Source organism: Bacillus sp. 22-7 (genome assembly GCF_010628845.1).
Taxonomy (GTDB): Bacteria; Bacillota; Bacilli; order Bacillales; family Cytobacillaceae; genus Cytobacillus; species Cytobacillus firmus_B.
In genome coordinates this window covers 1-26252 of the sequence record NZ_NJQY01000040.1, presented here as the reverse complement: position 1 = coordinate 26252, position 26252 = coordinate 1, and the positions used below count along the sequence as shown (strand labels likewise).

Here is a 26252-nt window from a genome sequence, read left to right as displayed (position 1 = left end):
TTCTTTGCTTTTTGGGAGGATTGGATTGTGACCTCGAGGGGGTAGGCGCTGAAGCTAGACAGTTCTCAACGTTAAAATTGTACTTTCTTATCTTTTTAGAATAGCGCAAGCGCCTTGTTTTACCCCGTTATCCTCGAGGGGCCAGGCACTTGAGCTAGGCAAAATTTCATTTCTTTTATAAAAGCGCTCCGGCAGTAAAACCACCAAAAGGCAGATGTCATTCCAGGCCCCATTGAACCGGAAAACTGACAGTCTGCAAAATCCATTTTCCTATCATTAATCTTACTAAATAAAATAAGGATCCAACAAGAAACTATAGAACGGTTTCTATTAAATTTAATGATGCCTCAAAACAGAAATAGAAAAACGCTTTGGATTGCCTCCAAAGCTTGTTAATGAATAATAAAGTCCTGCTGATGATAATCCGGATTGCGTTCAAGTGATTCCTGGCAATCCTCACAGATCGCTCTTACATGCATATCTCCTGATTGGTCATATGAGATCATCTCCTGGCGTTCCTGATCGTTTAGCTTATGGAAGCCAAGCTGCTCTGAGTAAACAGAGCTGTTCTCTATTGAACCAATCTTTGTTCCGCAATGACGGCAATGATAATGAATAGCCATGCCTGTCCCTCCCGTTAAACTGTCCATATATCCTAGTATGGACTCCGGGCAGGGAACTTATTCACGCATCCGGCGCTGCTGCCAAAGGTGAGATACATTATTCTATGAAAAGATTAATAAAATATGAAGATTATTGATTAAAATCGTTCATAACCTGTAAAAATGGTTTTCTGAACCATTCCTCACAGGCCTCTGCGCACTTTTTAGCCGTTTCGTCCATGATGGCCTGTTCTTCTTTCGTGAATCGGCCGAGCACATAGTCCGGCACCTTCATGCCGCTTGGCGGACGGTCGATCCCGACTCGGATTCTGTTAAATTCCTGTGTTCCCAGATGTGCAATTGTCGACTTGATCCCATTGTGGCCGCCTGCGCTCCCTTTTTGGCGGAGCCGGATCTTGCCCACAGGAAGATCCAGATCATCATAGATGACCACAAGTTCATCATCATTAATCTCGAAGTAATCCATAACTGCCCGGATGGACTCTCCGGATAAATTCATATATGTAAGTGGCTTAAGCAAAAAGACTTTTTCCCCATTCACATACCCTGTGCCAAATACGCCTTTCAGCTTGGCCTGATTCAGAGGAATATTCAGCCGGTCGGATAAAACATCAATCACATCAAAGCCAATATTGTGCCTGGTTTTATCATACTGCTTGCCGGGATTCCCCAGCCCTACAATTAACTTCATTTTCTCACCCCATATTAGAAAAGCGCAAGTGCGCCTGTGAATTACCTGGCGTGTCCGCTGAGTTCATCTATTCTCTTTTTTATTATAGTAGAAAGTGTGTGGTTCGGTAAGAAGATTCTGTTTGGATGATGCCGGTTTGGACTCTGCGCGCGCTTTTTTCGGTCTCTCTGTCCGAAGTTGGACGGGTTCGGACTCTGAAAACATTTTTTCCAATTACTGTGTCAGAATTTGGGCTGGGTTCGGACTATGCGTGCGTGTTTCCTGGTTTTTGTGTCCGAAGTTGAACAAAGTTCGGACTCTAACAACTCTTTTCCTGCTTTCTGTGTCCGAAGTTGGACAAAGTTCGGACTCTAACAACTCTTTTCCCGCTTTTTGTGTCCGAAGTTGAACAAAGTTCGGACTCTAACAACTCTTTTCCTGCTTTTTGTGTCCGAAGTTGAACCAGGTTCGGACTCTGACAACTCTTTTTCCGCTTCCTCTGTCCGAAGCTGCCCCAGGCTGTCCAAAGCCGAGCCAATGCAGGCTCATTTCAAACCCAAGCAAACAGGGGCTTGCCATAGTGCAAAGCCCCTGTAAGAATAGCTTCTCCGAGCTTATTCTTCGCCTGATTTATCTTCATCTGCTGTTGTTTCTCTGCCTTCTTCATTTTCAGGTGTGCCCGCTTCCTGTTCTTCACCGCTGTTGATTTCTTCTTCCTGTCTTGGAGGAAGGATGGAAGCGATAACTGTGTCTTCTTCATTGTTTATTTCATAGCCCCGATTTGCTTTGATATCGGCGACTGTCAGGGTTTCATTTACCTGGAGGTTCGTTACATCCACTTCAACAGAGGATGGAATATTATTCGGTGTCGCTGTGACTGAAACTTCATGCATGGATTGCTGCATAACGCCTCCATCTTTCACACCTGCTGCATCTCCAGTTAAGACGACGCGTACATCTGCCGTCATTTCCTTATTCATATCTACCGCAAGAAAATCCGCATGGACAATTTCATTTCTAATTGGATTGGATTGGTAGTCACTTAGCACCACTTCATGCTTGCTGCCATCTACATCTAATGAAAATACGCCGTTTCTGCCTACTTCCTTTATCGTCTTCAGAAAATCGGCTTCACTTAAGTAGATTGATTTGCTTTGCAGCTTTGAACCATACACAACGGCCGGAATATTCCCTTCCCTGCGCAGTGAGGTTAAGTTAGAGTTGCGTGAACCTTTTCTTTCTTTTGCCTGCAATACAGCTGTCATAAAAACGTCCCCTTCCTCATTTTAAAAATAGTCTTGTCTATATAAAAAAATGCCCTAAAATGAGGAAGTCTAAACGTTTTTGTTTTTTACAGATTTATTATTTTTCACAAAGAACGCAAATCAGGCTTGCTTTGCAGCAAGCCTGGGCAGTTATTTTATGACCGATCAATCAAACAGAGTGCTGACAGATTGCTCTTCATGAACGCGGATGATCGCTTCACCGATCAGCGGTGCTACGGAAAGTTCGACAATCTTGTCTGTTTTCTTCTCTTCCGGAAGAGTGATTGAGTTTGTTACAACCAATTCTTTGATGGTTGAGTTTTCAATTCTTTCGATGGCAGGTCCGGATAGAACCGGGTGTGTACAGCATGCATACACTTCTGATGCACCGTTTTCGATCAGGGCATTTGCTGCTAGTGTAATCGTTCCGGCAGTATCAATGATATCGTCGATTAAGATGGCCGTTTTTCCATCGATGTTCCCTACAATGTTCATGACTTCAGCCACATTTGGTCTTGGACGGCGCTTGTCAATGATGGCAATCGGCGCTTTTAAGCGGTCAGCCATTTTACGCGCACGTGTTACACCGCCGTGGTCAGGTGACACGATTACGATGTCGCTATCCATCATTTTGTTCTTAAAGTAATCAGAAAGGATTGGCACACCCATTAAATGATCGATAGGAATATCGAAGAATCCTTGAATTTGCGGCGCATGCAGGTCAAGTGTAATCACACGGGTTGCACCAGCAGTTTCCAAAAGGTTTGCTGCAAGCTTAGCTGTAATCGGCTCACGCGCTCTTGCTTTGCGGTCCTGGCGAGCATAGCCATAGTAAGGCATTACGATGTTGATGGTCTTGGCAGATGCACGCTTAAGAGCATCGATCATGATCAAAAGCTCCATTAAATGCTCATTGACAGGAGAGCTCGTAGACTGAATTACATACACATCGCATCCGCGGATGCTTTCTTCAATGTTAATTTGGATTTCGCCGTCGCTGAAGCGCGTTACGGAACACTTACCAAGCTCCACACCAATCACATTGGCGATTTCTGCAGCCAGCTTGCGGTTTGAATTTAAACTGAACACCTTTAAATTTGGATCTAAATACTGGTTTGACATTTTGGGCCTCCATCGATTTATTTCTTACAAATAGAAAGTTCGGTTTATTTTTTAATGTTTAAGTTTTGCGTGTAATTTTCCTTGTTCACCTGGCGTGCACGGGCAATGGAAAGGGCTTCTCCCGGCACATCTTCAGTAATTGTCGAGCCTGCTGCTACATATGCACCTTCCCCGATCGTTACCGGTGCCACGAGATTGGAGTTGCATCCAATGAATACACCGTCTTCGATTTTGGTCAGGTACTTATTTTTGCCGTCATAATTAACAGTGATTGAGCCGCAGCCCAGGTTAACATCCCTGCCTACTTCTGCGTCGCCAATATAGCTTAGGTGAGAGGCTTTGCTTCCTTTTCCGAAAACAGACTTCTTCACTTCAACAAAGTTGCCGATTTTCACTTCATCATGAATATCTGATTGCGGACGAATGTGAGCAAACGGCCCAATATTCACTTGTGAACCGATATGGCTGTCATGCGCTGCAGACTGGCGGATCACTGTGCCTTCTCCAATATGGCAATCAGAAATCTCCGTATTTGGTCCGATCACACACTCAGAACCAATGATGGTATTGCCGGAAATGATGGTTCCAGGGTAAAGAACTGTATCTGAGCCAATTTTCACATCCGCTCCAATATATGTGTTTGACGGATCGATAATGGTCACGCCGTTACGCATATGTTCTTCATTAATCCGCTGTTTCATGAATGATTCTGCCTGGGATAAGGCTACACGGTCATTGACACCCAGAGTCTCGCCAAAATCAGCTGTCTGGTAAGCCGTAACGACCTCACCTTCATTTTTCAGAATCTCAATTACATCCGGAAGGTAATATTCACCCTGCACATTATCATTTGTTACTTTGCTCAAGGCTTCAAACAAAGCCTTATTATCAAAGCAATAAGTTCCAGTATTGATTTCTTTTATTTTGCGTTCTTCCTCGGAAGCATCTTTCTGTTCAACGATTTTTTCAACCATCCCCATGTCATTGCGGATCACGCGTCCATATCCGAATGGGTTATCCGCATGAGCTGTTAAAATAGTCGCTTTGGCAGAAAGCTCTTCATGATGCTTGAAAAGCGCTTCCATCGTTTCATGTCTGATGAGCGGTGTATCTCCGCAGACAACGATGGTCACACCATCTTTGCCTTCAAGCATTTGGCGGGCCTGCATAACCGCATGTGCGGTGCCAAGCTGCTCCTCCTGAAGAGCATATTTGCTGCTTGAGCCAAGCTGCTGCTCGACCATTTCTGCTCCGTGCCCAGTAATCGTGACAATTTCTTTTATGTTAAGCTTTGTAACTTGATCAACTACATGTTGAACCATCGGTTTGCCGCATACAGGGTGAAGTACTTTGTAAAGCTTTGACTTCATTCTTGTCCCCTGGCCTGCGGCTAAAATAACCGCGTATCGATTAGACATTTACAGGCCTCCATTTTAACCTTTTTATCCATAACGAATATATCTTAAATGGGCTCTTATTTCAAGAATTGATGACAAAGTACAAATAATTGTCATTACCATAAACGGTATTTTTTGAAGAAATGGTTTATTTTTATTATAGAAAGGGTAATGGAAAGATAGAAAAAAGCCCTAAGAACCGCCATTAGCTGCAGGTCTTAGAGCTTGGATTTTTCACAGCAGAAATAAAAAAGAGCCTTACTTATGAAGTAGGCCCTTGTTGATTTATTTTCTTAGGAAGCACCGGCTTCTTCAAATTCCACTTCTAATTCACCTAAACGGTGGTACTCGGCTAATACAGCCTCCTGGATTTTACCGCGCGTTCCTGAATTGATTGGGTGCGCGATATCTCTAAACTCCCCATCCGGAGTACGTTTGCTGGGCATGGCTACAAATAATCCATTATTTCCATCAATCACACGAATATCATGAACAACAAATTCATGATCCAGCGTAATAGATGCAATCGCCCTCATACGTCCATCCGTGTTAACGCGGCGTAATCTTACGTCTGTCACTTCCATTCTGTTCACCACCTTTTCGAGAAGATATAATCCTAATTGTATAAATTCAACATATTTCCTGAATCTCCTTCTTTAATAAAAAATATTTTTTGAATATTTTGTTCAAAGCTTTTTCCAAATAAAAAACGCCCGTCACATGAACGAGCGAGTGAATTGCGGTTATTATTTATTTTACAAGGGCTACTACTTCAATTTCCACCAGGGCATCCTTTGGAAGGCGTGCCACTTCCACACAGGAACGTGCAGGCTTGTGTGTGCTGAAGTATTCTCCATACACTTCATTGATGGCTCCAAATTCGTTCATGTCCTTTATAAACACCGTTGCTTTTACCACGGTATTTAATGACGCGCCAGCTTCTTCAAGCACGGCCTGGAGGTTTTTAAATACCTGATGCGTCTGTTCTTTTACATCCCCATCCACCATAACGCCTTCTGCTGTAAGCGGAATTTGGCCTGAGCTGTAGAATAGGTTATTTACAGTGATCCCCTGAGAATAGGGTCCAATTGCGGCCGGTGCCTGATTCGTTTGAATGACTTTCATGAATTCTCCCCCTAAAAAATATGCTTATTTTTTAAAATAGTTGCCTTCACTTACATTAATTTTCTTTTCCCTCACATCAACGTCAGATAGACGCACAAGAGAAAGGTACTCATCAACCAGCCGTTCTTCTGCTTTTTCTGCCTCGACCAGGACAGCAATGCCCGCAAGGTTTGCTTTGAATTCTTCCAGCATGCTGACCATGCCATTAACCGTTCCGCCGGCTTTCATAAAATCATCAATGATTAAGACATTGGATCCCTCTGCCAGGCTTCTTTTCGAAAGAACCATGGTTTGAATCCTCTTTGCAGAGCCTGATACATAGTTAATGCTTACCGTGGATCCTTCTGTCACCTTGCTGTCTCGTCTTACGATGACAACGGGCACATTGAGATAATTTGCGGCGGCATAAGCAAGCGGAATCCCTTTTGTAGCTACCGTCATGACCACATCAACGGGTTTATCTGCAAAGGCTGAGGCAAAAAGCCTGCCTGCACGCTGGACAATTAAAGGATCTCCGAGAATGTCAGTCATATAAAGATAGCCTCCGGGAAGAAGCCTTTCGGGGCTTGCAATTAAGCTGCAAAGCTCGTCTACAAATGGCCGGGCTTCATCATCGGTTACTTTAACATGGAACTTGACGCCGCCTGCTGCTCCGGAAACGGTCTGCAGCGTGCCTATTCCTCTTTGCTCGAATGTTTCTTTGATGATGGCGAGATCTTCACTGATCGAAGACTTGGCAGAACCATACCTTTCTGAAAAGAAAGTTAAGGATACCAGCTGACGCGGATGGTTCAATAAATAATTGGTCATATCTATCAACCGTTCGCTTCTGCGAAATTTCATTGTGGAACCCCCATTTAAATCCGAATATTTTAACGATAATATACCATTAATATACGGATTTAATCAAGCTTATGTCTTTCTCCAAGCATTCTGACCGCAAAAACCTGGTCGCAAAACCCTCTAAGGCCATTATAAATCCGATGCATTCTTGAATCATGATGCACAAGCCCAAACACGGTTGGTCCGCTGCCACTCATCAGGACAGCATCTGCACCAAATCGTTTCATCTGGTCTTTTATTTGCAGGACCTCCGGGTGCATATTCAATGTGACATCCTCAAGAACATTACCCATGTTCCGACAGACATCATCATAGCAGCCCGAATTAATCGCTTCGATCATTCCTTCTGTATTTGGATGCTGCACCTGCCCTACATCCAGTCTCCTGTATACATCGGCTGTCGATACGCCGATGAACGGCTTAGCAAGTATGACCCAGCAGGTTGGAGGAGCAGGAAGCTCCTGAATTCTCTCTCCTCTTCCTGTAGCTAATGCAGTGCCTCCATATACGCAAAAAGAAACATCAGAACCGATTTCTGTCCCTATTTCAGCAAGCTCATCCAATGAAAGCCCCAAATCCCACAGCTTGTTAAGACCTCTGAGAGCCGCTGCTGCATCACTGCTGCCGCCGGCAAGTCCAGCCGCAACCGGAATCATTTTTTCTATTGTAATGGACACACCTTTTTTTACCTGAAACCGTTCTTTAAGAAGGTGTGCAGCCTGATATGCCAGATTCCGCTGATCATCCGGAACAAAACGGTTATGAGAGATAATCCTGATCTCATCTTTATCTAAAAGTGTTAATTCCAGGCGGTCTGCCAAATCAATCGTTGTCATTATCATTTCCACTTCATGATAGCCATCTTCCCGTTTATGTAAAACATCCAATGATAAATTGATCTTAGCAGGCGCCTTAACCATGACCTTCAACATTTCCACCTACTTCTTTCCTTTGAATCGGACTCCTGTCCAGCTCCACAAGCGAAGCGCTTTGCCCTGCCAGTTCATTTCGAAGAGAAAGTCATACCTTCATTCAGTATTGACTTTATTTTAATCGGCAATAAGCGGCGGCTTAATGCTTTTCTTATAGAGCATCTCCATTTTTTGTCCTATTTTACCACAAAATAAACATAAAAGCTCAGGTGGCTTGGAATATAGAGGCTATCGCTGTTTGGCCAAAAGAAATGCCGAGGCATAAGCCTCGGCAGACGCAGTGCATATTAATGCTTAAACATATTCTGTGCGAATGCTATTTGTTAAGAAGGTTCTGCTGTGCGATTTCGATGGCCCGCTTTACCATATTGCCGGCATCTTTCGCACGGATGCCGCCCCAGCCTTCCTTTTGGACCACATCATAAAAGCCAAGCTCTTTCGCAATTTCTTCTTTTAAACCATCTGACATAACGCCGCGTCTTCTGCCCAACATTAACATCCCCTTTCGCACTGCGGTATGTATAGTATGTGGAAAGGTCCCGCTATTTTATGAAAAAAGGGCAAACAAAAAGCAGTAAACAATTGTTCACCGCCTGCTGTCATATATATTATTAGCTTAAAGCAACCTGTCCTGATGTATCTTCATAGAATGTAATTTGAACCGTTTCTGTTAAAACATCCGCATAGCTGTAAGATACCCGTTCAAATGCATTTTCATCCTGATCTAACTCAATCACAAATACTGAAGGATACGTTTCGGCCAGAACTCCTGAGCGTTCAATGGTCTTTCTGCGCCCGCCATTTGCTTTTAGCAGGAGCCTTTTCCCAAGATTTGAATCAAGAGCTTTTTTAATATCTGATAATGTTTTTGCCATTCGGTCCACCTCACTATGTTAAGTATATCACACTGACACAATACTGTCAAACAAAAATATAAATTATAACAGTGTTTAAATTTAAATGTCAATATGTTTTGTTCTACTTTTTCTTCTAATTTTCAACAATTTTAGGATTGCCTTAATTGGAAAAGATTATGTATAGTTTTTAGAAAGCTTATAAGCTTGCCGTTCATTACCTGGGAAATAGACGAACGCCCCGCGCGAAATTTCTCGAAAAATGCTAAATACCCTATTACAAACAAACATAAAAAAACAAGCCGCAAATAATAATAACGGCCCGCTCATTAAGATTCATTTAATTCTTCGTCATTAAATGGCATTCCTGTTCTCAGTACTCCCCGGGTTTCGATTCCTCCAAGCCCCTTTTCACCTGTCAGTGTATTTCTTAAAATATCCCATAAATTGATTCTTTCCATAAATGGAGTAAGGCTGACTTTCGCCACAATGTATACAGGGTCAAGGGCATGAATATTCACTCTGGAAGGAGAACTGGCAAAATTGGCTCCAGCATGGATCAGTGATTCGAAATGTGACTGGCATGCTCCGGCAAAAATGACAAGCTGATCAAGATGCGGTACTTTTTTGCGCGCTTCCCTTACCGCCTGCACAAATTCCCTGGAGTGCCTGTATGCATTGATATCGGATTTTTTTCCCTTTGCCTTTGAATACGCATCATGACCTGTTACAACGAGGATATCCGGCCTGTAATGATCGATGAGCTGTCCGATTTTCATCGGCATTTCCTTTTCACTGCAATGGATCCCTGTTACGGGTATACCTATTTTTTCATACACACTCAAGCATTTTTTTAAATAAGAAGGATCACCATCCAGATGAAGCACCCTGCCTGGCATCTGAAAATAGTTTAGTGTCTTGCTGTAGCCGTCAGTCACTTCATACTCCTGCTTCTCCCTCAAGAGAGCCACGTCCTGCCTGAATAGCTGGAAGGACTGTTCTTCAAGTGACCTGAACTCCTCTTCGAACTTCATCCGCTGCGCCTGGTTAATGACGATTAAATCCTCACAGGGAGCATCCGCAACAAGACGGATATCCTCTCCGAATAATATGGCAATTTTTTTTCCGCCCTGTTCTCTAATATCAATCACGCGGAATAGAATATCACAATGATACGAAATTCTTCCGACGATATCCATCGTATTTATAGTCAATGTCGTCACTCCAATTTCCCGAGGTATACGCGGGCTGCATCTAAGCTCTTGTTTGTGATTTATTATTTATGTCATAAATTATGCATTTGACTATGAACATGTGCGTAGAAAAGGCGGTTGGGAAGATAGGCATGCGGGCGAAAAAAAAGCCCGCTGTCTACTCAGCAGGCTTGGTCTTTTATGAAAAATGGGGCAGCAGAGCATCGCTCAAACGGGCAAATTCTTCGATGGATAGAGTTTCCCCTCTTCTGCCCGGCTCGACATTCGCCTGTTCGAGAGCGGAGAGGATTTGTTCCTTCTTCTGTTTTCCTTCAGGCAGCTGGCTCGTTAAGTTATTCAGAAGCGTCTTGCGCCTTTGGGCAAAGCTTGCTTTTGTTACCTGGAAAAAGAATGGTTCACTTTTGACTGCCACTGCCGGCTGTTTACGCTTTGTCAGTTTAATGACGGCAGAATCCACATTTGGCTGCGGCACAAAAACCGTCTTCGGCACGATCATGGCCGTTTCAGCCTCTGTATAGTACTGGACAGCAATGGAAAGGGAGCCGTACTCTTTCGTGCCTGGACGGGCCGAAATTCTGTCTGCCACTTCTTTTTGCAGCATACAGACGATGCCTCTGATCGGAAGCTTGTCCTCGAGCAGTTTCATGATAATCGGGGTTGTTACATAGTAAGGAAGGTTGGCGACAACCATAATATCGTCAATGCCTTCAAACTCCCGTTCTATCGCTGTCTTTACATCTGCCTTCAATACGTCTTCATTGATGATGGATACATGGGGATATGGCGATAGAGTTTCCTCTAAGATGGGAAGCAGCCGCTGGTCAATTTCAAAAGCCAGCACCTTTTTGCTTCTCCGGGCCAGCTGTTCGGTCAGTGCCCCAATCCCCGGGCCGATTTCGATGGCGCCCGACTCTTCCGTTAAATCAGCATGATCGACGATTCTCCGGAGAATATTCGTATCAATCAAAAAGTTCTGTCCCAGGCTTTTCTTAAAAGAAAAGCCGTATTTATCCAAAATCGCCCGTGTTCTGGCTGGTGTTGCAATATCTTTATGCATTTTGTTCCTCCTTGCGAATAGCTTCTATTGCCTCAGCAAAATCCTTCTGGCTAATCTGAAACATCATTAAGCGCTTATGAAGCTGCTTGCCGTTTGTGTAACCGATTTTAAGAAGTCTGCCAAGCTTTTCTCTTCTTTCCTTGGCACCTTCCCCGCCAATCAGGCCTGCAGTGACCAGGTCTTCCTGGGTAATGGTTTCTTCATAGGTTTCCTGCATAACCTGTGCGTCCTTTAATGCCTGGCGGATCATTTCTGGCGATGCATGCTCAACACCCACTCCTCTGCCATGCTTGTGGAGGGCATCCGCTTTTTCTATAAAGGCATGCTTGCATCCGGGAACTTCATTGGTGATCGTATTCCGGATTTTTTGTCCGGGAAAGTCCGGATCTGTGAACACGATGACCCCTCTGGTCTTCTGGGCAAGCTTTATTTTTTCAATGGTTACCCCGTTAATGGCAGATCCATTTGTTTCAATTGTATCGGCATCCAGCGCCCTCTTGATCGCTGCTGTATCATCCTTGCCTTCTACAACGATAATTTCCTTGATTTTCATGGTTCCTCCTAAGAAAAGCGCAAGCGCCTTGCCCACCGCCGACAAGCACAAGACAAGCCTCACGGAAAGGCGTTTTTTGCCTTTTGGGAGGCTTGCCTGAAAAGTGAAGGCGACTGTCCAGGGATGACAAGCATAAGACGAGCCCTGCAAGAAGGTGTTCTTTCCTTCTGGAAGGGATTGGCTTATGTCTCGAATCCCCAGGAGCCGAAACAAGACAAGCTTGTGACCTCGAGGCGGTAGGTGCTGGAGCTAGACAGTATCGATGTTCAAAATTAAAAACTTCTCATTCCGTTAAAAAATATAAAAAAATTGAAAAAAACTTGAAACATTTCTGTAATGTAATTCGTCTAAATAGATGTAAGAAGAATATATTTATAAAGAATAGTTCTTATTATATATGAACCAGCTTGAAAATGAAAAATGTTATCCATTAACCTTCTCTGCAATGAAATAAAAAATGCAGGGGAAGCCCCTGCATCATAAAATTTAATTCAGTATCTTAATTTTTACCGTTTTTCTTCCCCACTTGTATGCTTCTGATTTGGAGGAGAAGAATACATCGATTTTGTTTCCTTTAATCGCGCCTCCTGTATCAGCTGCAACGGCATAGCCATAGCCTTCCACATAGACTTTCGTTCCAAGGGGAATGACACTTGGATCAACCGCTATGACCTTAGCACCCGGATTGGCACGCAGGTCCAAACCGGTAGCCGTTTTGCCTGAGCATCCGCTGCAATTAGCCGTATAGGCAGTTGACGATACATATATTTCTTTACCGCTTGCCTTGCTGCTTGTTCCGCGCGAAACGACTTGTGTTGCTGCAGCCACCTTTGTTCCGACAGCAACGACTTTATCCTGCTTTTCCTTCACTTGCTTTTCACTGATCAGCTTTCTGGAAATTTCTTTGCCATTCTCCAGGACGACTTCAAACTCTTTCGTCTTAAGGCCTTTTTTTCCAGCATTCATCACTTTTTCAGTGCCCTTAGTTAAGTTATTATCCTTCTTTGTCACAACTGCGAAATTAATTGGTTCTTCCACTACATCGGTGACTTTTTCAACTCGAATGACTTTTATTTTGTCATTGGCTTTGACTGTCTCTTCCAACTTTGGTTCAACGCGGTCTAAATCATTGATCTTGATTCCCTGCTGTGATAAAAAGTCAGCGACCGTAGTCGAAGTTGACCAAACCTGCTTCTCTTTACCGCCATTATTAAGCGTTAAAGCGAATGCTTTCTCTACTTGAATTTCCAGGTTGTTTTTAACTGTATCCTCTGGCTCTGGCTGAACCTTATCATGTTCAGTCAGTGTAATATTCTGTTCTTTTAAAACGTCCCCGACCGTCTTTGCAGCCGTCCAAATCGTTTTCTTCTCGTTATCTGTTACAACTTTCACCTGTTTAGCCGGTTCATAGACAATTTCTGTATTGTCCTTAACCTCTGTGTTTACCGAGGGAAACACATAATCTTCTGAGCGGAGTGAAATATCTAGATCATCGAATATATCTTGAATCGTTGCTGCATGCGTTTTGATGACTTTCTCTTGGCCGTCTATCGTCAGTGCTACTGTTTTCTTTGTCGTTTCATACGCAATGAAACCACAGGCAGCAGCAAAAACTACTAAACTAGCAGAAAAAATGGCCAATTTCTTTTTACTCAAAGACTTGGATAACAGGTTTTTCATGTTTTGAATCACGATGAAAAACGCCTCCTTTTCTCTCGGAGTGATTATATAGAGTATCTTGCCGACTGTCAACTCTTTCAATTTTCCAGCTTCCGAAAGGCTGGAAAAACGCAGGCATTAGGCTTTTTTGCCTGTATTCTTAGAACTGCACTCTATCTCTATGTATGAATGATAGTTCCCTTCTATGCATGCCTTCTTGCATTTACCCTGTTTTCAGTCATGCTTGCCTTGGATTTATACTTTTCAACATCCATGTGAAAAATCCTTCTTTTTTTGATTTAGGAATTTTTCACGCATCTGGAAATCATTTGTTTTCCGGCTGACCAGGCGCTCAGCAATCGGGAGTGATTTTCTGAAATCCCTCAAGACTTCAGGCTTCCAGTCCTCCAACTGTCACGCTCCCCGATCAGCAGTAAACGCCCTCCGCTCGATCAGCAGGGGTGCTAAAACAGCACCTTTTTCTAATTATCCAACTAACTTTTTCTAGTAATTGGCAAGCAGTCCCGTAAACGTATTTCCTATTATGCAAAAAAACCGGATGAAAGGAAAGAGAGACTTATCGACATGGTTATCCTATGAGAAGAAGGAGACATGTAGAACTTTTTAGAATCAGAAAAGATTTGGACAAGCTCCTACAGGCTTCGACAAATTGAGCTATCAGTTTATGCCGAATAATTTTTTTGCATTTTCTGTGGTTGCCTGTGCAACTTCTTCTGTTGAAAGTCCTTTTATTTCTGCAATCTGCTCTGCCACCAATTTGACATAGCTGGGTTCATTCCGTTTTCCTCTGTGCGGATGAGGGGTCAAATATGGGCAGTCTGTTTCAATCAACAGCTTTTCAAGCGGAATAACATCGGCTACTTCCTTTGGTTTTTTTGCGTTTTTGAAGGTCACTGGACCGCCAAGGGAAATGTAGAAGTTCATATCCACACACTCTTGGGCAATTTCCGGGCTGCCGCTGAAGCAATGCATGATTCCGCCTACTTCTCCCGCTCCTTCTTCCTTGAGGATTTCGACTATATCGGATGTGGCATCACGGTTATGGATGACGATGGGAAGCTTGACTTTCTTCGCCAGACGGATCTGTTTTCGGAAGACTTCCTTCTGAATATCCTTCGGGGACTTGTCCCAATAATAATCCAGGCCCATTTCTCCCAGTGCCACCACTTTGGGATGGCTGGAAAGCTCTTCAATCCATAGCAAATCTTCCTCTGTCATATCAATGGCATCAACCGGATGCCATCCCACACAGGCGTAGATGAATTCGTATTGCTCAGTCAGCTCCATCGCTTTTTCAATGGTTGGACGGTCAAACCCGACGACCACAATGTTGGAAATTCCTTCACTAAGGGCCCGGTCGATCACCTCTTGTAAATCTTCGTTATATTGTTCGGCATTAAGATGTGCGTGTGTGTCGAAAAACATCAAAAAACTCCTTTTCCTTCATATTATTTTTCTATTACTATTATGTCAGTGATGTAACAAAACGACATTACTGTCAAAATGGTCCCAATTAGATAAATCAACCAGAAATTACTTTCAAAGAATAATTTTTTCCAAAAATAAAAAACATAGAAATGCTTACGGTATACGCTTAACACTTCTATGTTTTTTATGTTTAACAGGAAAAATAAATAATATTATTTTACCCTTGCACCTAGTGGAAGAGATTCAGCAATTGTGGCAAGTGAAAGTTCGCCGTCTTTTCCTCCTGCTAAAATCATTCCTTCTGAAAGCTCGCCGCGAAGTTTAACAGGCTTTAAATTGGTTACACAGATGACTTTTCTGCCGACCAGTTCTTCCGGCTTATAGAACTTAGCAATTCCGGAAACGACCTGGCGCTTTTCATAGCCAAGATCCAGCTGTAATTTCAGGAGCTTATCAGCCTTTTTAACCGGTTCAGCCTCAATGACCTGGGCCACTCTTAGATCGACCTTCATAAAGTCATCGATTGAGATTTCTTCGCTATCCGGCTTTTCCTCTGCTTTTGCTTCGGGCTTCGCTCCTTCTTTAGGAGCAGCGGATCCCTGCATTTTTGTTTTAATGAACTCAACTTCTTCCGTAATATCCAGGCGAGGGAAAATCGGTTCTCCCTTTAATACCTTTGTGCCTTCAGGAATCAGGCCGAATGTCTCAAGGCTTTCCCAGGATGTTAATGCTTCTTCATTTACATTAAGCTGTGTGAAGATTTCCTTCGGCGTGCGTGTCAGGAATGGCTGCAGAAGCACCGCGATTCTGCGCAGGGATTCTGCCAGATGAACCATCACACTTGCAAGTTCTTCTCTTTTCTCTTCGTCTTTGGCCAGTGTCCAAGGCTGTGTTTCATCTATATATTTATTCGTTCTGCTGACAAGCTGCCACACGGCAGATAAGGCAACAGAGAACTCCATTTTTTCCATGGCTTCCTCGTATTTGGAAACCGTCTCACGGTTCATTTGCAGCAGCTGCTGGTCGAACTCACCTTCTGAACCTGTATATGCCGGAATAACACCGTCAAAGTATTTATTCACCATCGCAATCGTACGGTTTAGCAGGTTGCCTAAATCGTTGGCAAGATCAAAGTTGATTCTTTCCACAAAACCTTCCGGCGTAAATACACCGTCTGCGCCGAATGGCACTTCACGAAGCAGGTAATAGCGCAGTGCATCCAGGCCATAACGGTCAATAAGGGTAACAGGGTCCACTACATTTCCCTTTGATTTGGACATTTTGCCGTCCTTCATCAAAAGCCAGCCATGAGCAAATACCTTTTTCGGCAGTGGCACATCCAAAGCCATCAGCATGATTGGCCAGTAAATCGTATGGAAGCGCACAATTTCTTTTCCAACCAGGTGAACATCTGCAGGCCAGTAGTTCAGATACTTGGAATCATCATCGGTTCCATAGCCAAGTGCGGTAATGTAATTTGATAGTGCATCAATCCATACATACACCACATGCTTTGGATTATTCGGCACTTTTACTCCCCAGTCAAAGGTTGTTCTGGATACCGCCAAATCCTCAAGGCCCGGTTTAATGAAGTTATTGATCATTTCATTTTTGCGTGATTCAGGCTGTATGAAAGATGGATTTTCTTCATAATACTGCAGAAGTCTGTCAGCGTATTTGCTTACTTTAAAGAAATAAGATTCTTCCTTCACTTTATGAACGGGACGTCCGCAGTCAGGGCAGTTGCCGTCCGCAAGCTGGCGTTCTGTGTAATAAGACTCGCAAGGCGTACAATACCAGCCTTCATATTCGCCAAGATAGATATCACCCTGTTCTACAAGCTGGGCGAAGATTTTTTCAACGATCTGCTTATGTCTGTCCTGTGTCGTACGGATAAAGTCATCATAGGAAATATCAAGCTTGTTCCAGAGATCCTGAATGCCGGCAACAATTTCATCAACGTACTGCTGAGGTGTTACCCCTTTTTCTTCTGCCTTCTCCTGGATCTTCTGTCCATGTTCATCCGTTCCCGTCAGGTACATAACGTCAAAGCCGCGCATGCGCTTGTAGCGCGCCATTGCATCACCGGCCACCGTTGTATAGGCATGCCCTATATGTAAATTTCCACTAGGATAATAAATTGGAGTGGTTAAATAAAACGTCTTTAATTTGTCCTCCACAAGATTCCCTCCCTTATTTTATGAAAACATCGGTGCATACTTATATGCAGCTATGCTTTTGGCTGTCTAATACTAAAAAATCCCGCCCCATTTGGACGAGAGTATTAATCAGAAAATCGTGCCGTTATTGGGCCTGCTATATCGATATTTTACAAGAAGTTATATTCGTCAGCATAACCTCTTATACCATCAAAATATACCTAAAAACTTGAAATTGTGCAACCAATAGGCAGAAAGGAACGGCAGGATTTTTCTTAATTAAAGTTTTTTTATTTTCTATCCCTAAAAAAGGAAACTGCCTTTCGAATATTATTATAGTAAAAGCATTGGTATTTGTAGAATTTTGTCGAATTGTCGAAAATAGTGATTTGTTTGATTTTTGGAAGTTTCTTTCCATATTTTCATTTAGGATAGCTTTTATTTCGAAGATTACAGTTATACCAACACTTCATTCAGTATCCTAAAATTTTCTATTCCATACCAAAATAAAGTAATTGACGTATATGGGAATGGCTGGTATTATAAATGTAACAAAGATTTTGTCGAATAATGACGAAACGATATAGATAGAGAAAAATATTATTGGAGATTTGAGAGGAGACTTTTATTATGAAATCTACAGGTATTGTTCGTAAAGTTGATGAGCTTGGCCGGGTAGTAATCCCTATTGAACTAAGACGCACACTTGGAATCGCTGAAAAGGATGCGTTGGAAATCTACGTAGATGACGAAAGAATCATCCTTAAAAAGTACAAGCCAAACATGACTTGCCACGTTACCGGGGAAGTTTCTGATGATAATATCTCACTGGCTAACGGCAAACTAATCTTGAGCCGTGATGGTGCAGAACAGCTGTTAAAAGAAATTCAAAACACTTTTGAAACTGTAAAATAATAATGAACAAAGCTTCTCACACAAGTGAGAAGCTTTTTTATTCTTCGATATGATAAGCATGGTAAACATCCCGCTTATTTATTCCCCGATCTTTTGCGGTTTGCTTGATGGCTTCCTTGCTCGCGAGTCCAGTTTCTTCTATATAATGGCTGACATGATCCTCAATCGAAAGATTCTCCCACCAGGCAGCTTCTGCATCCTGCACAGTCTCGGAAGTCCCTTCAATAATAATCACAAATTCTCCTCTCACTTCGCCAGTTGAAGCCCATTCCATTGCTTCTTCTACAGTTCCCCGGATAAATTCCTCATATCTCTTCGTCAGTTCGCGGCATAATGCAATATTCCTGTTACCCATGATGGCCGACATCAGCGAGAGGGTTTCCTTCAGGCGGTGGGGAGCTTCATATAAGATGATGGTTGCCGATAGCCTGGAGAGATCCTCGAGTTCCTGTTTCTTGAGTTTCTTCTGCCTGTTCAGGAACCCATAGAAATAAAAGGGCTGCGTGTTGATGCCGGAAGCAATCAGGCCGGTTAAAGCAGCATTCGCACCGGGAAGGGGCACCACTGTCAGCTTTTCTTCAACAGCCGCTGTTACAAGGTCATAGCCCGGGTCTGAAATCGCAGGCATCCCCGCATCACTGACAAGGGCAATTTTTGCGCCATTGGCCACTTTTTCAAGCAGCTTCTGTCCGCTGATTTCCTTATTATGTTCATGATAGCTGATGATGGGTGTGGCAATCTCAAAATGATTGCATAGCTTCTTTGTATTGCGCGTATCCTCCGCTGCAATAAAGTCCGCTTCCTTCAGGATTCTAACCGCCCTGAAGCTCATGTCTTCCAGATTGCCGATCGGAGTCGGAACTAAATACAGAATTCCTTTTGTTTCTTCATGTTCAAAGCTTTTTTGCTGCCACATATGTACCACCCGTCTCTTTCTTGAAAAGCGCAGAGCGCCCATTGGAAAGCAGACTAAAATCGCCACGTCCTGTGGCAACGTCTGCATGACCCGCATCCTGCGGGCCTCAAGCTTAAGACAAGCCGGCTAGAAGGTTGTCCTTTACCTTCTGGACGGATTGGCTTAAGACCTCGAGCCGATGGCGCTCGGAGCTAGACTGTTTTCAAATTATTAAATTGAAATATTGTGTTGTTTTAAAAACTCGTCCTTCTTCTTCCGGGACCATTGCTTGAATTCATATTCCGCTCTCATCGCTTCGCCTTTTTCCGAAAAAGAACGGGAGAAGACCAGCTCAACCGGTCCTCTTCCTCTGGTATACTTGGCCCCTTTTCCTTCATTATGGGCCTTCACCCGTTTTTCAAGATCATTGGTGTAGCCTGCATATAAGCTGCCATCACGGCAATGGAGAACGTAAAAAAAATGGCTATTCTCCATATAAAATCTCTCTCATTTCGGGTGTGTATTCATTTTCTTCATTATATACAAATAAAGGAGGCAGGATTTTCAGGTCTGGATTTCCGTTCTTAACTGCCTCAATCAGCAGCGTGTTTGCTTCTTTTCCGGCCTTCGGATAGACAAATTGCACCCTTTTCGGCTCCAGCTTATATTTGCGCATGAGCGCGACAATGTCCAGGAACCTGCCCGGCCTGTGCACAAATGCCACCTTGCCTCCCTGCCTCGCAAGTCCGCTTGACGCTTTAACCGCATCCTCAAGTGTACAGAGAATTTCATGGCGGGCAATCGCCAAATGCTCATTCTCATTGATTTCATCCTTAGAAGGAGTCGGAAAATAAGGCGGGTTGCAGGTAACAACATCAAATTTTCCATAACCTAATTCTCGATGGATCTCTTTAATATCCCCGTGAATCATCTTAATCCGGTCTTGAAGCTTATTGTATTCAATGCTTCTGACCGCCATATCATACAGACGCTCCTGAATTTCAACGCCTGTAATGGCCCCCTTTGTTCTTGTGCTTAAAAAAAGCGGAATCACGCCATTTCCGCTGCACAAATCAACAAGATTGCCTTTTTGAATCGGCACATACACAAACCGGGCCAGCAGGACAGCATCCAGTGAAAAAGAAAAAACGGCCGGGCTTTGAATGATTCTCATATCTTCAGCCAGCAAATAGTCCAGCCGCTCCCCTTCGTTTAAAAAATCCATTCTTGATCCTCCATGCTTCTCTGATTCTTTGCTTTTATGGAAAAATAGCCTTCCTATCACAGGAAGGCTAAAAGTTTACTTCTTATTCAGGAAAGACAGGCAAAACAGACAGTCTCCCTCTTTACGCGGGCTGCCGAAATGAAGATTGCAAATGTGAAAGCCTTCCTGATAGAGGCGGGCTAGGTTATCATAGCCTTCGCCAATATCAATCACCTTATCATCATCTGCAGCATCGGCCGACTGCTCTGATTTGCGTTTTTTCGCCGATGTGCTTTCCTTTTCCGCAGGTATGTCTAAATGACGTCGTAAATGTTCATTTTCCAGCTTCAAAGAGTTATTCTCTTCAAGTATTTCTGCCAAATGCTGCTTTAACTCACCAAGCTGCTGATATAACTCTCCAATTTGGGTTTCCATATTACTCACTGAGTCAAAGATTTCTTTTTTATCCACGACTTCCACCTCTTAATCTGTGGACTGAACTGATACAGCACCTTGTTTTAAAATTTCATCCAGTGTATATTCGAGGACGCGCTCGGCTTCTTTCACATCAACCTGCAGCACACGCTCCAATATATTCAAGCCTACCACTTTTCCGGCTCCATCCGGGGTCTGAATCCATTCCCCAAGGTCCGGAAGCATTTCTTTTGCTGCTTCATACTCATCATTTTCATATTTCAGGCAGCACATTAAGCGGCCGCATAAACCCGATATTTTCGTTGGGTTCAGCGATAGATTCTGGTCCTTTGCCATCTTAATGGATACAGGATCAAAGTCACCCAGGAAAGTGGAACAGCACAGCATTCTTCCGCATGGGCCAATTCCGCCCAGCATTTTTGCTTCATCCCTCACACCAATCTGGCGAAGTTCAATCCTTGTCCGGAAGATGGCTGCGAGATCTTTGACAAGCTCGCGGAAGTCAACCCGGCCATCAGCCGTAAAGTAGAAGATGACCTTATTTCGGTCAAATGTATATTCAACATCCACCAGCTTCATATCAAGCTGATGTGTTTGTACCTTTTCACAGCATACCTCGTATGCTTCCTTGGCGGCCTGCTTGTTCTCCTCAACAATCATGCGATCCTTTTGATCTGCAATACGAAGAACCTTTTTTAATGGAAGGACAACATCATGCTCATCGACCTGCTTCGGGGCAATTACCACTTTTCCGTATTCTACACCTCGGACAGTTTCGACAATGACAAAGTCATCCTTTTGTATTGAGAGATCTCCGGGATCAAAATAATAAATCTTGCCCGCTTTTTTAAAGCGCACTCCTACTACATCATACAAAGGAAGATCCCTCCTGCAATTTTAGCACAAGCTGTTCCATCAACAGCTGCGGATTCATATTTGCCTGCAATTTTCTTTTGGCTTCCAAAACAGCCGTCATCTGTTCCGTCAGGCGTTTGGTGGAAGATTGCAGCGCAAACTGCTCTAAACGTTTTCGTTCGTTCAGATGGACAACCTGGTCTTGTTTCCCAAGCTGAATATATAGTAAATCTTTAAAAATAAGAAGTAATAGATCCAAGCCGCGATCAATCTGCTCTTTTTCTCTAAAGTGCAAGAACCAGTCCTCCTGAAGGGCAACCATTGCCTCAAGCGGATTCTTCTTTACCACTTCATATAATTTTAACACTATTTTTTGTGCTTGTACAAACCAATCATCAGAACTATATTGTAAAGCTTCATCCAAATTATTGGTAATTTGTGCAAGTAATGGTGCCTGGACAGGATCCACTCCATTATTTTTTAATTGCTGAATCATTTCAGCAGGAGATAATGGTTTAAAAGAAATGGACTGACAGCGGGATAGAATAGTAGGAAGCATCTGCTGCGACTGCTCGGTAATCAGCACAGCGGTCGTCTCTGAATGAGGTTCCTCCAGAAATTTAAGCAGACTGTTGGCAGCGTTCACTGTCATTTTGTCAGCATGAACAATCACATAAAGTTTCCGCCTGGATTCTACCCCGGTCTTTGAAAACTCTTCCTGCAGGCTTTGAATCTGATTTTTTTTGATAGAAAGCCCGTCCGGCTCCAGAATATGAACATCCGGATGATTTCCGCTGTTTATCCTTTTGCAGTTTGAACATGTTTCACATGGAACATACCCTTCAAGCGGTTCATGGCAGAATCGGCTTTTCGCCAAAAGCATGCTTGCTTCCCGCTTTCCTGTTCCTTTCATCCCTTCAAACAAGTAGGCGTGGGCCAGCCGATTCTTCACTATGCTATTTTTAAACATTTTTAATACAACTGGCTGTATGGCCTCCAGCTGTTCCCACGTTTTTCCCACAAGTATCACTCACTTACATATATAAATTTATTAGGAGCCCCTTAATCTCTCCAACTTTTCCTAATATATCAATAGAAGATTCTTCTTTTTTCATTAATTCATCTGTCAGCTCTGAAAGCTTTTCATCAACCGTTTCCACCACTTTCAGAGATCGGCCCTGTCCATGCTGGTTCCAGCTGTGCGATTGCCTCAGCTCCATTCCAAAATCAACTGCTTCCTTCACAAATCGTTTCACAAGCGTTTTAAATTTGGCCAGATCCTTAAAGGTTCTGGAGCGGGCCAGCCGTTCTCCTGCGGCATCTATATCCTTTAACAGACCCTGAAGCTGGGAAGCCTGCATTTTCTGGTCCTGCTTCTGCACCATTTCAGAAAATTTAACGCCATTCCCGGCTGCCTGCTTCTGCTCATTGCGGACATTTTCCATCTTGAGCCGAAGTTCCTGATTAATTTTCATACTGATCCTCCGCAAAGGGCTCTAAGCTCCCTCTGTAATGATTAAAAATGATGGAATTGCTCGACTGGCAGAACAAACACTGTCGCACCGCCAACCTCAACTTCAACAGGGTATGGCACATAAGAATCAGCGTTTCCGCCCATCGGCGATACCGGTGCAACCAGCTGGTCTCTTGCTCTGCAATTTTCCTTAATAATCTGCAGGGCTCTCTCAACACGGATATCCTCTGTCCCGATCATGAACGTTGTATTGCCTGATTTCAAGAATCCGCCCGTGCTGGCCAATTTTGTCGCACGAAAGTTATTGTCAACCAGCGCATTCATTAGCTTATTGCTGTCCTGATCCTGAATGACTGCCAGAATTAATTTCATAAGCCCATCCCCTTTACAAAGTTTTCATCCGTTTTATCTTACTTTTATTATATCAATTATTTTATCTTCAAGCAGAAATTAAGGGAATACAGAAAAAATATTTTAAAAAAGCCTTAAAGAAATATAATCTTTAAGGCAAGTTTTTATATTCGTTCTTTCAGCTTGCTCTCCGCCTGCTGATAGACTTCCTCCAATGGCTTTGAAGCATCAATCTTAAAGATGCGCTCCGGGTAAAGCTCCATTAGCTTCAGATAGCCCTCCCGCACTTTATGATGAAAGCCGAGCTTTTCCAGGTCCAGGCGGTTCACTTCCCGTCCTTTATGCTGATTGATTCTATCCAGGCCGGCCTCAGGATCAATATCAAAATACAAAGTCAGTTCAGGCATCATGCCTTCAATGGCAAAGCTGTTGATGGAGTAGACCTCCTCAATGCCAAGTCCTCTTGCATAACCCTGATAGGCAAGAGAGCTATCAATAAACCGGTCACATAAAATGATATATCCCTCATCCAGTGCCGGCTTTACTTTCTCAGCCAGGTGCTGCCTTCTGGCTGCCGCATACAGCAGAGCCTCTGTTCTCGGGTCCATCTTTGTATTCTTTTTATCAAGTATGACACTTCGGATTTGCTCAGCAATCTCAATTCCGCCAGGCTCTCTTGTCTGAAGCACCTGATAGCCTTCCTCTGCCAGATTGCTTGCCAGCATATCAATAATCGTTGTCTTTCCGGCACCCTCAGGTCCTTCGACCGTAATAAACTTACCTTTTTTCATTTTACTTCCTCCAGCTGCTGTTATAGATCCTTATATATGTGGATGCTGCCTTTTTTAATATTGTCTGCATTTTGAAACCGTGCTCCTGCCTTAATTTGAAATCTGATGTTTGCTATATCCTCGCCCTCAATGATTTCACCCGGGTATAAAAGCGGAATGCCTGGCGGATAAGGAATCACCTGCTGAGCACATATTTTGCCGGCCGCCTCTTCCAGTGCCACCGTTTTAATGGTGTGCTGACTCTGTTCCTTTTGCTCAAGGGCAAGGCCGGAAACAGGCTTTTTACTGAAAGTGATTCTTTCCTGGCGGTCTGCCGGTCCGAATGATGTCAATTCCTCTTTCAAACATTCAATCACCCGGTCAAATGGATATTCCATCTCGTTCTTCAAAAGAGGCAATACAAACAGGACATTATAGGGATCCGCCATTTCAGTAAAGATCCCGTGCTTCTCCAGAAGAGTCTGCAGGTCAAATCCGCTGAGTGAGGTTTCCGACTGAATGGTTACCTTTAAAGGGTCGCCTTTGTGATATTGAAATGGCAGTACCTTAATGCCTTTAACCCTGTTTAGATCGTTCCTGAAACGCCCGATTTTTTCAAGCAGTCCTTCCTCATCCTTTTTCGAAAATGAAGCTAAATAAGCCCTTGCCAAATCAAGAGAAGCCATAATCGGGTAGGAAGGGCTGCTTGATTGGAGTATCCCCAGATAGCTGGACACCTTCTCTTCCTTTATAAAACGGCTGTTAAAATGCAGATAAGCACCCATTGTCATAGCAGGCAGCGTTTTATGTGCCGATTGTACAGTGAGATCTGCCTGAAGCTGAACGGCCGAAGCGGGAAAATGGCTCCCGCCTATTAAATGTGCTCCATGAGCCTCATCCACCAGCACCGGAATACCGTGATCGTGGGCGCACTGAATAATATTTTCAAGGTCGTATACCATTCCATAATAATTCGGATAGGTTAAGATGATTGCTTTTGCATCCGGATATTGCCTGATCGCCTCTTTAACCGTTTCTAAAGCCACTCCCCCTGCGACGCCCCACTCTTCATTAAACTCAGGCGCTAAAAAGACAGGCTTCGCCTTAGCCAAAGTAATGCCATTAAGGATGGACTTATGGCAGTTCCGCTGGACCAGTACAGTCTCATTTTCCTCAGCAGCTGACAGAACCATGGCAAGATTCCCTCCAGTCGATCCGTTCACAAGGAAAAAGCTTTTTGAAACTCCATACAGGCCGGCAAGCAGTTCTTGCGCCTCCAGGATGACTCCTTCAGGAGAATGCAAATCATCCAGTCCGCTGAGCTCCGTAGCATCAAGCTTTAAAATATGTTTAAAATAATCTGCTCCCTCACCGCCTGCAAGAAACCCGTTCTTATGGCCCGGCACATGAAAGGATAACGGCTGGTATGAAGCATGTATGTGTAATTGATTCCATAATGGAGTGTTTTTTTGATTCATATATTCATCACTTTCCTATGATTCTTCTCCTATTTTAACAAAACAAGTATATAACTGCTACATAAGGACGATATCTGCGCCAGTCCCTGAAGCATCAGGCAAAATAATAAAAGAAATCCTTTATAGACATACACCCAAATTAGATTTCCATCATACAATATTAATCAAGTAACCTCAGAAAAAACCCGCCAATGAAAATTCGAAAAATTGTATACAATATTACTGATCTGGGCAGAATATGGGTATGGAGGTGGAGTGATTGGGTTCGCTATTAGCAAAGAAAGAGGCAGGGGAAGAATGTGTCATATGCGAGCAGGCAAAAACCAGGGGAATACATCTATACACTTCTTTTATCTGCACAGATTGTGAGAATGATTTAATCACCACGGATACAAGTCATCCAAAATATAATTATTACTTAAAGAAGCTGCGGAAAATAACAATGCCGGAGATATTTTCTTGAAATGTAAGCCCTTTGATAGGGGCTTTTTATTTTTTTGTGCTGTCGGGGCAGCTGAGATGCACTGGATTACTGTCATGCTGAGATTTATTTGAGTGCATGCCTGGGCTTGGCGGTGTATCTAACAGGTTTTGGAGTTTATCTAGCATGACTTGGGTTTTATCCGCAAATTTATGAATTTATCTAACAGGATTTTTAATTTACCTAGCACGTTTTGAAGATTACTTACATTTGGCACAATTCTTCTTACGGAGAACGAAATTGACTATGAAAACAGGGAACGCCGCATATAATTTGATTCTGGCGCATATCCAGAAAAGGTGAGGCATATCTGCATTTTTCAATAAAAACAAGAGTCCAGTTGATTCAGATACCTATAATCACACAAAAAAAAGAACACCCATCAGGTGCTCTTTCATTTGCCCGGCAGCGTCCTACTCTCACAGGGGGACAGCCCCCAACTACCATCGGCGCTGAGAAGCTTAACTTCCGT

Annotated in this window: 31 protein-coding genes and 1 rRNA gene; 2 read left to right on the top strand and 30 right to left on the bottom strand. The window is 43.4% G+C overall.

The features are described 5' to 3' along the window. Positions 1–392: 392 nt before the first annotated feature. The 19 genes from fin to metG form a co-directional block, all read right to left on the bottom strand. Positions 393–623 carry an anti-sigma-F factor Fin gene (gene fin / locus CE058_RS23035; RefSeq protein WP_048009787.1) on the bottom strand — a complete coding sequence of 77 codons (231 nt, stop codon included), beginning with the start codon at positions 621–623 and terminating at the stop codon, positions 393–395. A gap of 130 nt (positions 624–753) precedes the next feature. Further along, positions 754–1314 carry an aminoacyl-tRNA hydrolase gene (gene pth, locus CE058_RS23030; protein ID WP_163145142.1) on the bottom strand — a complete coding sequence of 187 codons (561 nt, stop codon included), beginning with the start codon at positions 1312–1314 and terminating at the stop codon, positions 754–756. A 402-nt stretch (positions 1315–1716) separates the two neighbouring features. Then, positions 1717–1872, bottom strand: a complete 156-nt coding sequence (locus CE058_RS23025) for a hypothetical protein (protein WP_163145141.1) — start codon at positions 1870–1872, stop codon at positions 1717–1719. Between the two features lie 35 nt (positions 1873–1907). Beyond that, a complete protein-coding gene (locus CE058_RS23020) occupies positions 1908–2558 on the bottom strand; it encodes a 50S ribosomal protein L25/general stress protein Ctc (RefSeq protein WP_048009785.1) in 651 nt (216 codons plus the stop codon). A gap of 165 nt (positions 2559–2723) precedes the next feature. Next, complete coding sequence (locus CE058_RS23015; protein WP_048009784.1) at positions 2724–3680, bottom strand: ribose-phosphate diphosphokinase; 957 nt, start codon at positions 3678–3680, stop codon at positions 2724–2726. Positions 3681–3724: 44 nt separating this feature from the next. Beyond that, positions 3725–5098 carry a bifunctional UDP-N-acetylglucosamine diphosphorylase/glucosamine-1-phosphate N-acetyltransferase GlmU gene (gene glmU, locus CE058_RS23010; RefSeq protein WP_163145140.1) on the bottom strand — a complete coding sequence of 458 codons (1374 nt, stop codon included), beginning with the start codon at positions 5096–5098 and terminating at the stop codon, positions 3725–3727. Between the two features lie 272 nt (positions 5099–5370). Beyond that, positions 5371–5661 carry a septation regulator SpoVG gene (gene spoVG / locus CE058_RS23005; RefSeq protein ID WP_009336662.1) on the bottom strand — a complete coding sequence of 97 codons (291 nt, stop codon included), beginning with the start codon at positions 5659–5661 and terminating at the stop codon, positions 5371–5373. A gap of 166 nt (positions 5662–5827) precedes the next feature. Next, positions 5828–6202 carry a RidA family protein gene (locus CE058_RS23000; protein ID WP_048009782.1) on the bottom strand — a complete coding sequence of 125 codons (375 nt, stop codon included), beginning with the start codon at positions 6200–6202 and terminating at the stop codon, positions 5828–5830. A gap of 24 nt (positions 6203–6226) precedes the next feature. Continuing rightward, positions 6227–7045, bottom strand: coding sequence for a pur operon repressor (gene purR / locus CE058_RS22995; RefSeq protein WP_035332962.1), 819 nt, complete (start codon positions 7043–7045; stop codon positions 6227–6229). A gap of 59 nt (positions 7046–7104) precedes the next feature. Further along, positions 7105–7974, bottom strand: coding sequence for a 4-(cytidine 5'-diphospho)-2-C-methyl-D-erythritol kinase (ispE, locus tag CE058_RS22990; RefSeq protein ID WP_048009781.1), 870 nt, complete (start codon positions 7972–7974; stop codon positions 7105–7107). Between the two features lie 319 nt (positions 7975–8293). Then, on the bottom strand, positions 8294–8467 hold the full coding sequence (locus CE058_RS22985; RefSeq protein ID WP_026041722.1) for a small, acid-soluble spore protein, alpha/beta type: 174 nt from the start codon (positions 8465–8467) through the stop codon (positions 8294–8296). Between the two features lie 121 nt (positions 8468–8588). Continuing rightward, a complete protein-coding gene (veg, locus tag CE058_RS22980; protein WP_009336667.1) occupies positions 8589–8852 on the bottom strand; it encodes a biofilm formation stimulator Veg in 264 nt (87 codons plus the stop codon). 308 nt (positions 8853–9160) lie between these two features. After that, positions 9161–10045: a sporulation peptidase YabG gene (yabG, locus tag CE058_RS22975; protein ID WP_163145139.1), complete on the bottom strand. Its 885-nt coding sequence runs from the start codon at positions 10043–10045 to the stop codon at positions 9161–9163. A gap of 178 nt (positions 10046–10223) precedes the next feature. Continuing rightward, complete coding sequence (gene rsmA / locus CE058_RS22970) at positions 10224–11102, bottom strand: 16S rRNA (adenine(1518)-N(6)/adenine(1519)-N(6))-dimethyltransferase RsmA (RefSeq protein ID WP_048009779.1); 879 nt, start codon at positions 11100–11102, stop codon at positions 10224–10226. Continuing rightward, entirely contained in the window at positions 11095–11655 is a 561-nt protein-coding gene (rnmV, locus tag CE058_RS22965; RefSeq protein ID WP_035332988.1) for a ribonuclease M5, read from the bottom strand. Before rnmV ends, rsmA begins: the two co-directional genes overlap by 8 nt. Before the next feature lie 486 nt (positions 11656–12141). After that, positions 12142–13335, bottom strand: coding sequence for a G5 and 3D domain-containing protein (locus CE058_RS22960; protein ID WP_048009795.1), 1194 nt, complete (start codon positions 13333–13335; stop codon positions 12142–12144). A 243-nt stretch (positions 13336–13578) separates the two neighbouring features. Further along, on the bottom strand, positions 13579–13725 hold the full coding sequence (locus CE058_RS22955; protein ID WP_156185153.1) for a hypothetical protein: 147 nt from the start codon (positions 13723–13725) through the stop codon (positions 13579–13581). A 267-nt stretch (positions 13726–13992) separates the two neighbouring features. Continuing rightward, positions 13993–14760 (bottom strand): TatD family hydrolase, encoded by a 768-nt coding sequence (locus CE058_RS22950; protein ID WP_048009778.1) that lies wholly within the window; start codon positions 14758–14760, stop codon positions 13993–13995. 215 nt (positions 14761–14975) lie between these two features. Further along, positions 14976–16943 (bottom strand): methionine--tRNA ligase, encoded by a 1968-nt coding sequence (metG, locus tag CE058_RS22945; RefSeq protein WP_048009777.1) that lies wholly within the window; start codon positions 16941–16943, stop codon positions 14976–14978. A 609-nt stretch (positions 16944–17552) separates the two neighbouring features. Between metG and CE058_RS22940 the strand changes: the two genes are divergently transcribed. Then, a complete protein-coding gene (locus tag CE058_RS22940; RefSeq protein WP_048009776.1) occupies positions 17553–17837 on the top strand; it encodes a transition state genes transcriptional regulator AbrB in 285 nt (94 codons plus the stop codon). A 37-nt stretch (positions 17838–17874) separates the two neighbouring features. Here the strand turns inward: CE058_RS22940 and rsmI are convergent, their stop codons facing one another. The 10 genes from rsmI to CE058_RS22890 form a co-directional block, all read right to left on the bottom strand. Next, positions 17875–18753, bottom strand: a complete 879-nt coding sequence (gene rsmI, locus CE058_RS22935) for a 16S rRNA (cytidine(1402)-2'-O)-methyltransferase (protein WP_163145145.1) — start codon at positions 18751–18753, stop codon at positions 17875–17877. A 210-nt stretch (positions 18754–18963) separates the two neighbouring features. Further along, on the bottom strand, positions 18964–19227 hold the full coding sequence (locus CE058_RS22930) for a GIY-YIG nuclease family protein (protein ID WP_048009774.1): 264 nt from the start codon (positions 19225–19227) through the stop codon (positions 18964–18966). After that, entirely contained in the window at positions 19217–19957 is a 741-nt protein-coding gene (locus tag CE058_RS22925) for a tRNA1(Val) (adenine(37)-N6)-methyltransferase (protein WP_163145138.1), read from the bottom strand. Before CE058_RS22925 ends, CE058_RS22930 begins: the two co-directional genes overlap by 11 nt. A 75-nt stretch (positions 19958–20032) precedes the next feature. Then, positions 20033–20407: a DNA replication initiation control protein YabA gene (yabA, locus tag CE058_RS22920; RefSeq protein ID WP_048009772.1), complete on the bottom strand. Its 375-nt coding sequence runs from the start codon at positions 20405–20407 to the stop codon at positions 20033–20035. A 12-nt stretch (positions 20408–20419) separates the two neighbouring features. Continuing rightward, entirely contained in the window at positions 20420–21247 is an 828-nt protein-coding gene (locus CE058_RS22915) for a PSP1 domain-containing protein (protein ID WP_035332950.1), read from the bottom strand. Then, the gene (holB, locus tag CE058_RS22910; RefSeq protein WP_048009771.1) at positions 21240–22247 is read right to left on the bottom strand and encodes a DNA polymerase III subunit delta'; all 1008 of its coding nucleotides are present in this window, start codon (positions 22245–22247) and stop codon (positions 21240–21242) included. Before holB ends, CE058_RS22915 begins: the two co-directional genes overlap by 8 nt. A 13-nt stretch (positions 22248–22260) precedes the next feature. Beyond that, the gene (locus CE058_RS22905) at positions 22261–22701 is read right to left on the bottom strand and encodes a YaaR family protein (protein ID WP_048009770.1); all 441 of its coding nucleotides are present in this window, start codon (positions 22699–22701) and stop codon (positions 22261–22263) included. Between the two features lie 41 nt (positions 22702–22742). Then, the gene (locus tag CE058_RS22900) at positions 22743–23072 is read right to left on the bottom strand and encodes a cyclic-di-AMP receptor (protein WP_009336682.1); all 330 of its coding nucleotides are present in this window, start codon (positions 23070–23072) and stop codon (positions 22743–22745) included. A gap of 143 nt (positions 23073–23215) precedes the next feature. Beyond that, positions 23216–23842, bottom strand: a complete 627-nt coding sequence (gene tmk / locus CE058_RS22895) for a dTMP kinase (protein WP_048009769.1) — start codon at positions 23840–23842, stop codon at positions 23216–23218. Between the two features lie 20 nt (positions 23843–23862). Then, on the bottom strand, positions 23863–25299 hold the full coding sequence (locus CE058_RS22890; protein ID WP_163145137.1) for an aminotransferase class I/II-fold pyridoxal phosphate-dependent enzyme: 1437 nt from the start codon (positions 25297–25299) through the stop codon (positions 23863–23865). A 259-nt stretch (positions 25300–25558) separates the two neighbouring features. Here CE058_RS22890 and CE058_RS22885 point away from each other — a divergent pair, with 259 nt between their 5' ends. After that, positions 25559–25762 (top strand): sigma factor G inhibitor Gin, encoded by a 204-nt coding sequence (locus CE058_RS22885; RefSeq protein ID WP_163145136.1) that lies wholly within the window; start codon positions 25559–25561, stop codon positions 25760–25762. 418 nt (positions 25763–26180) lie between these two features. Here the strand turns inward: CE058_RS22885 and rrf are convergent. Then, positions 26181–26252: ribosomal RNA gene (rrf, locus tag CE058_RS25375) — 5S ribosomal RNA — on the bottom strand; the annotation flags it as partial.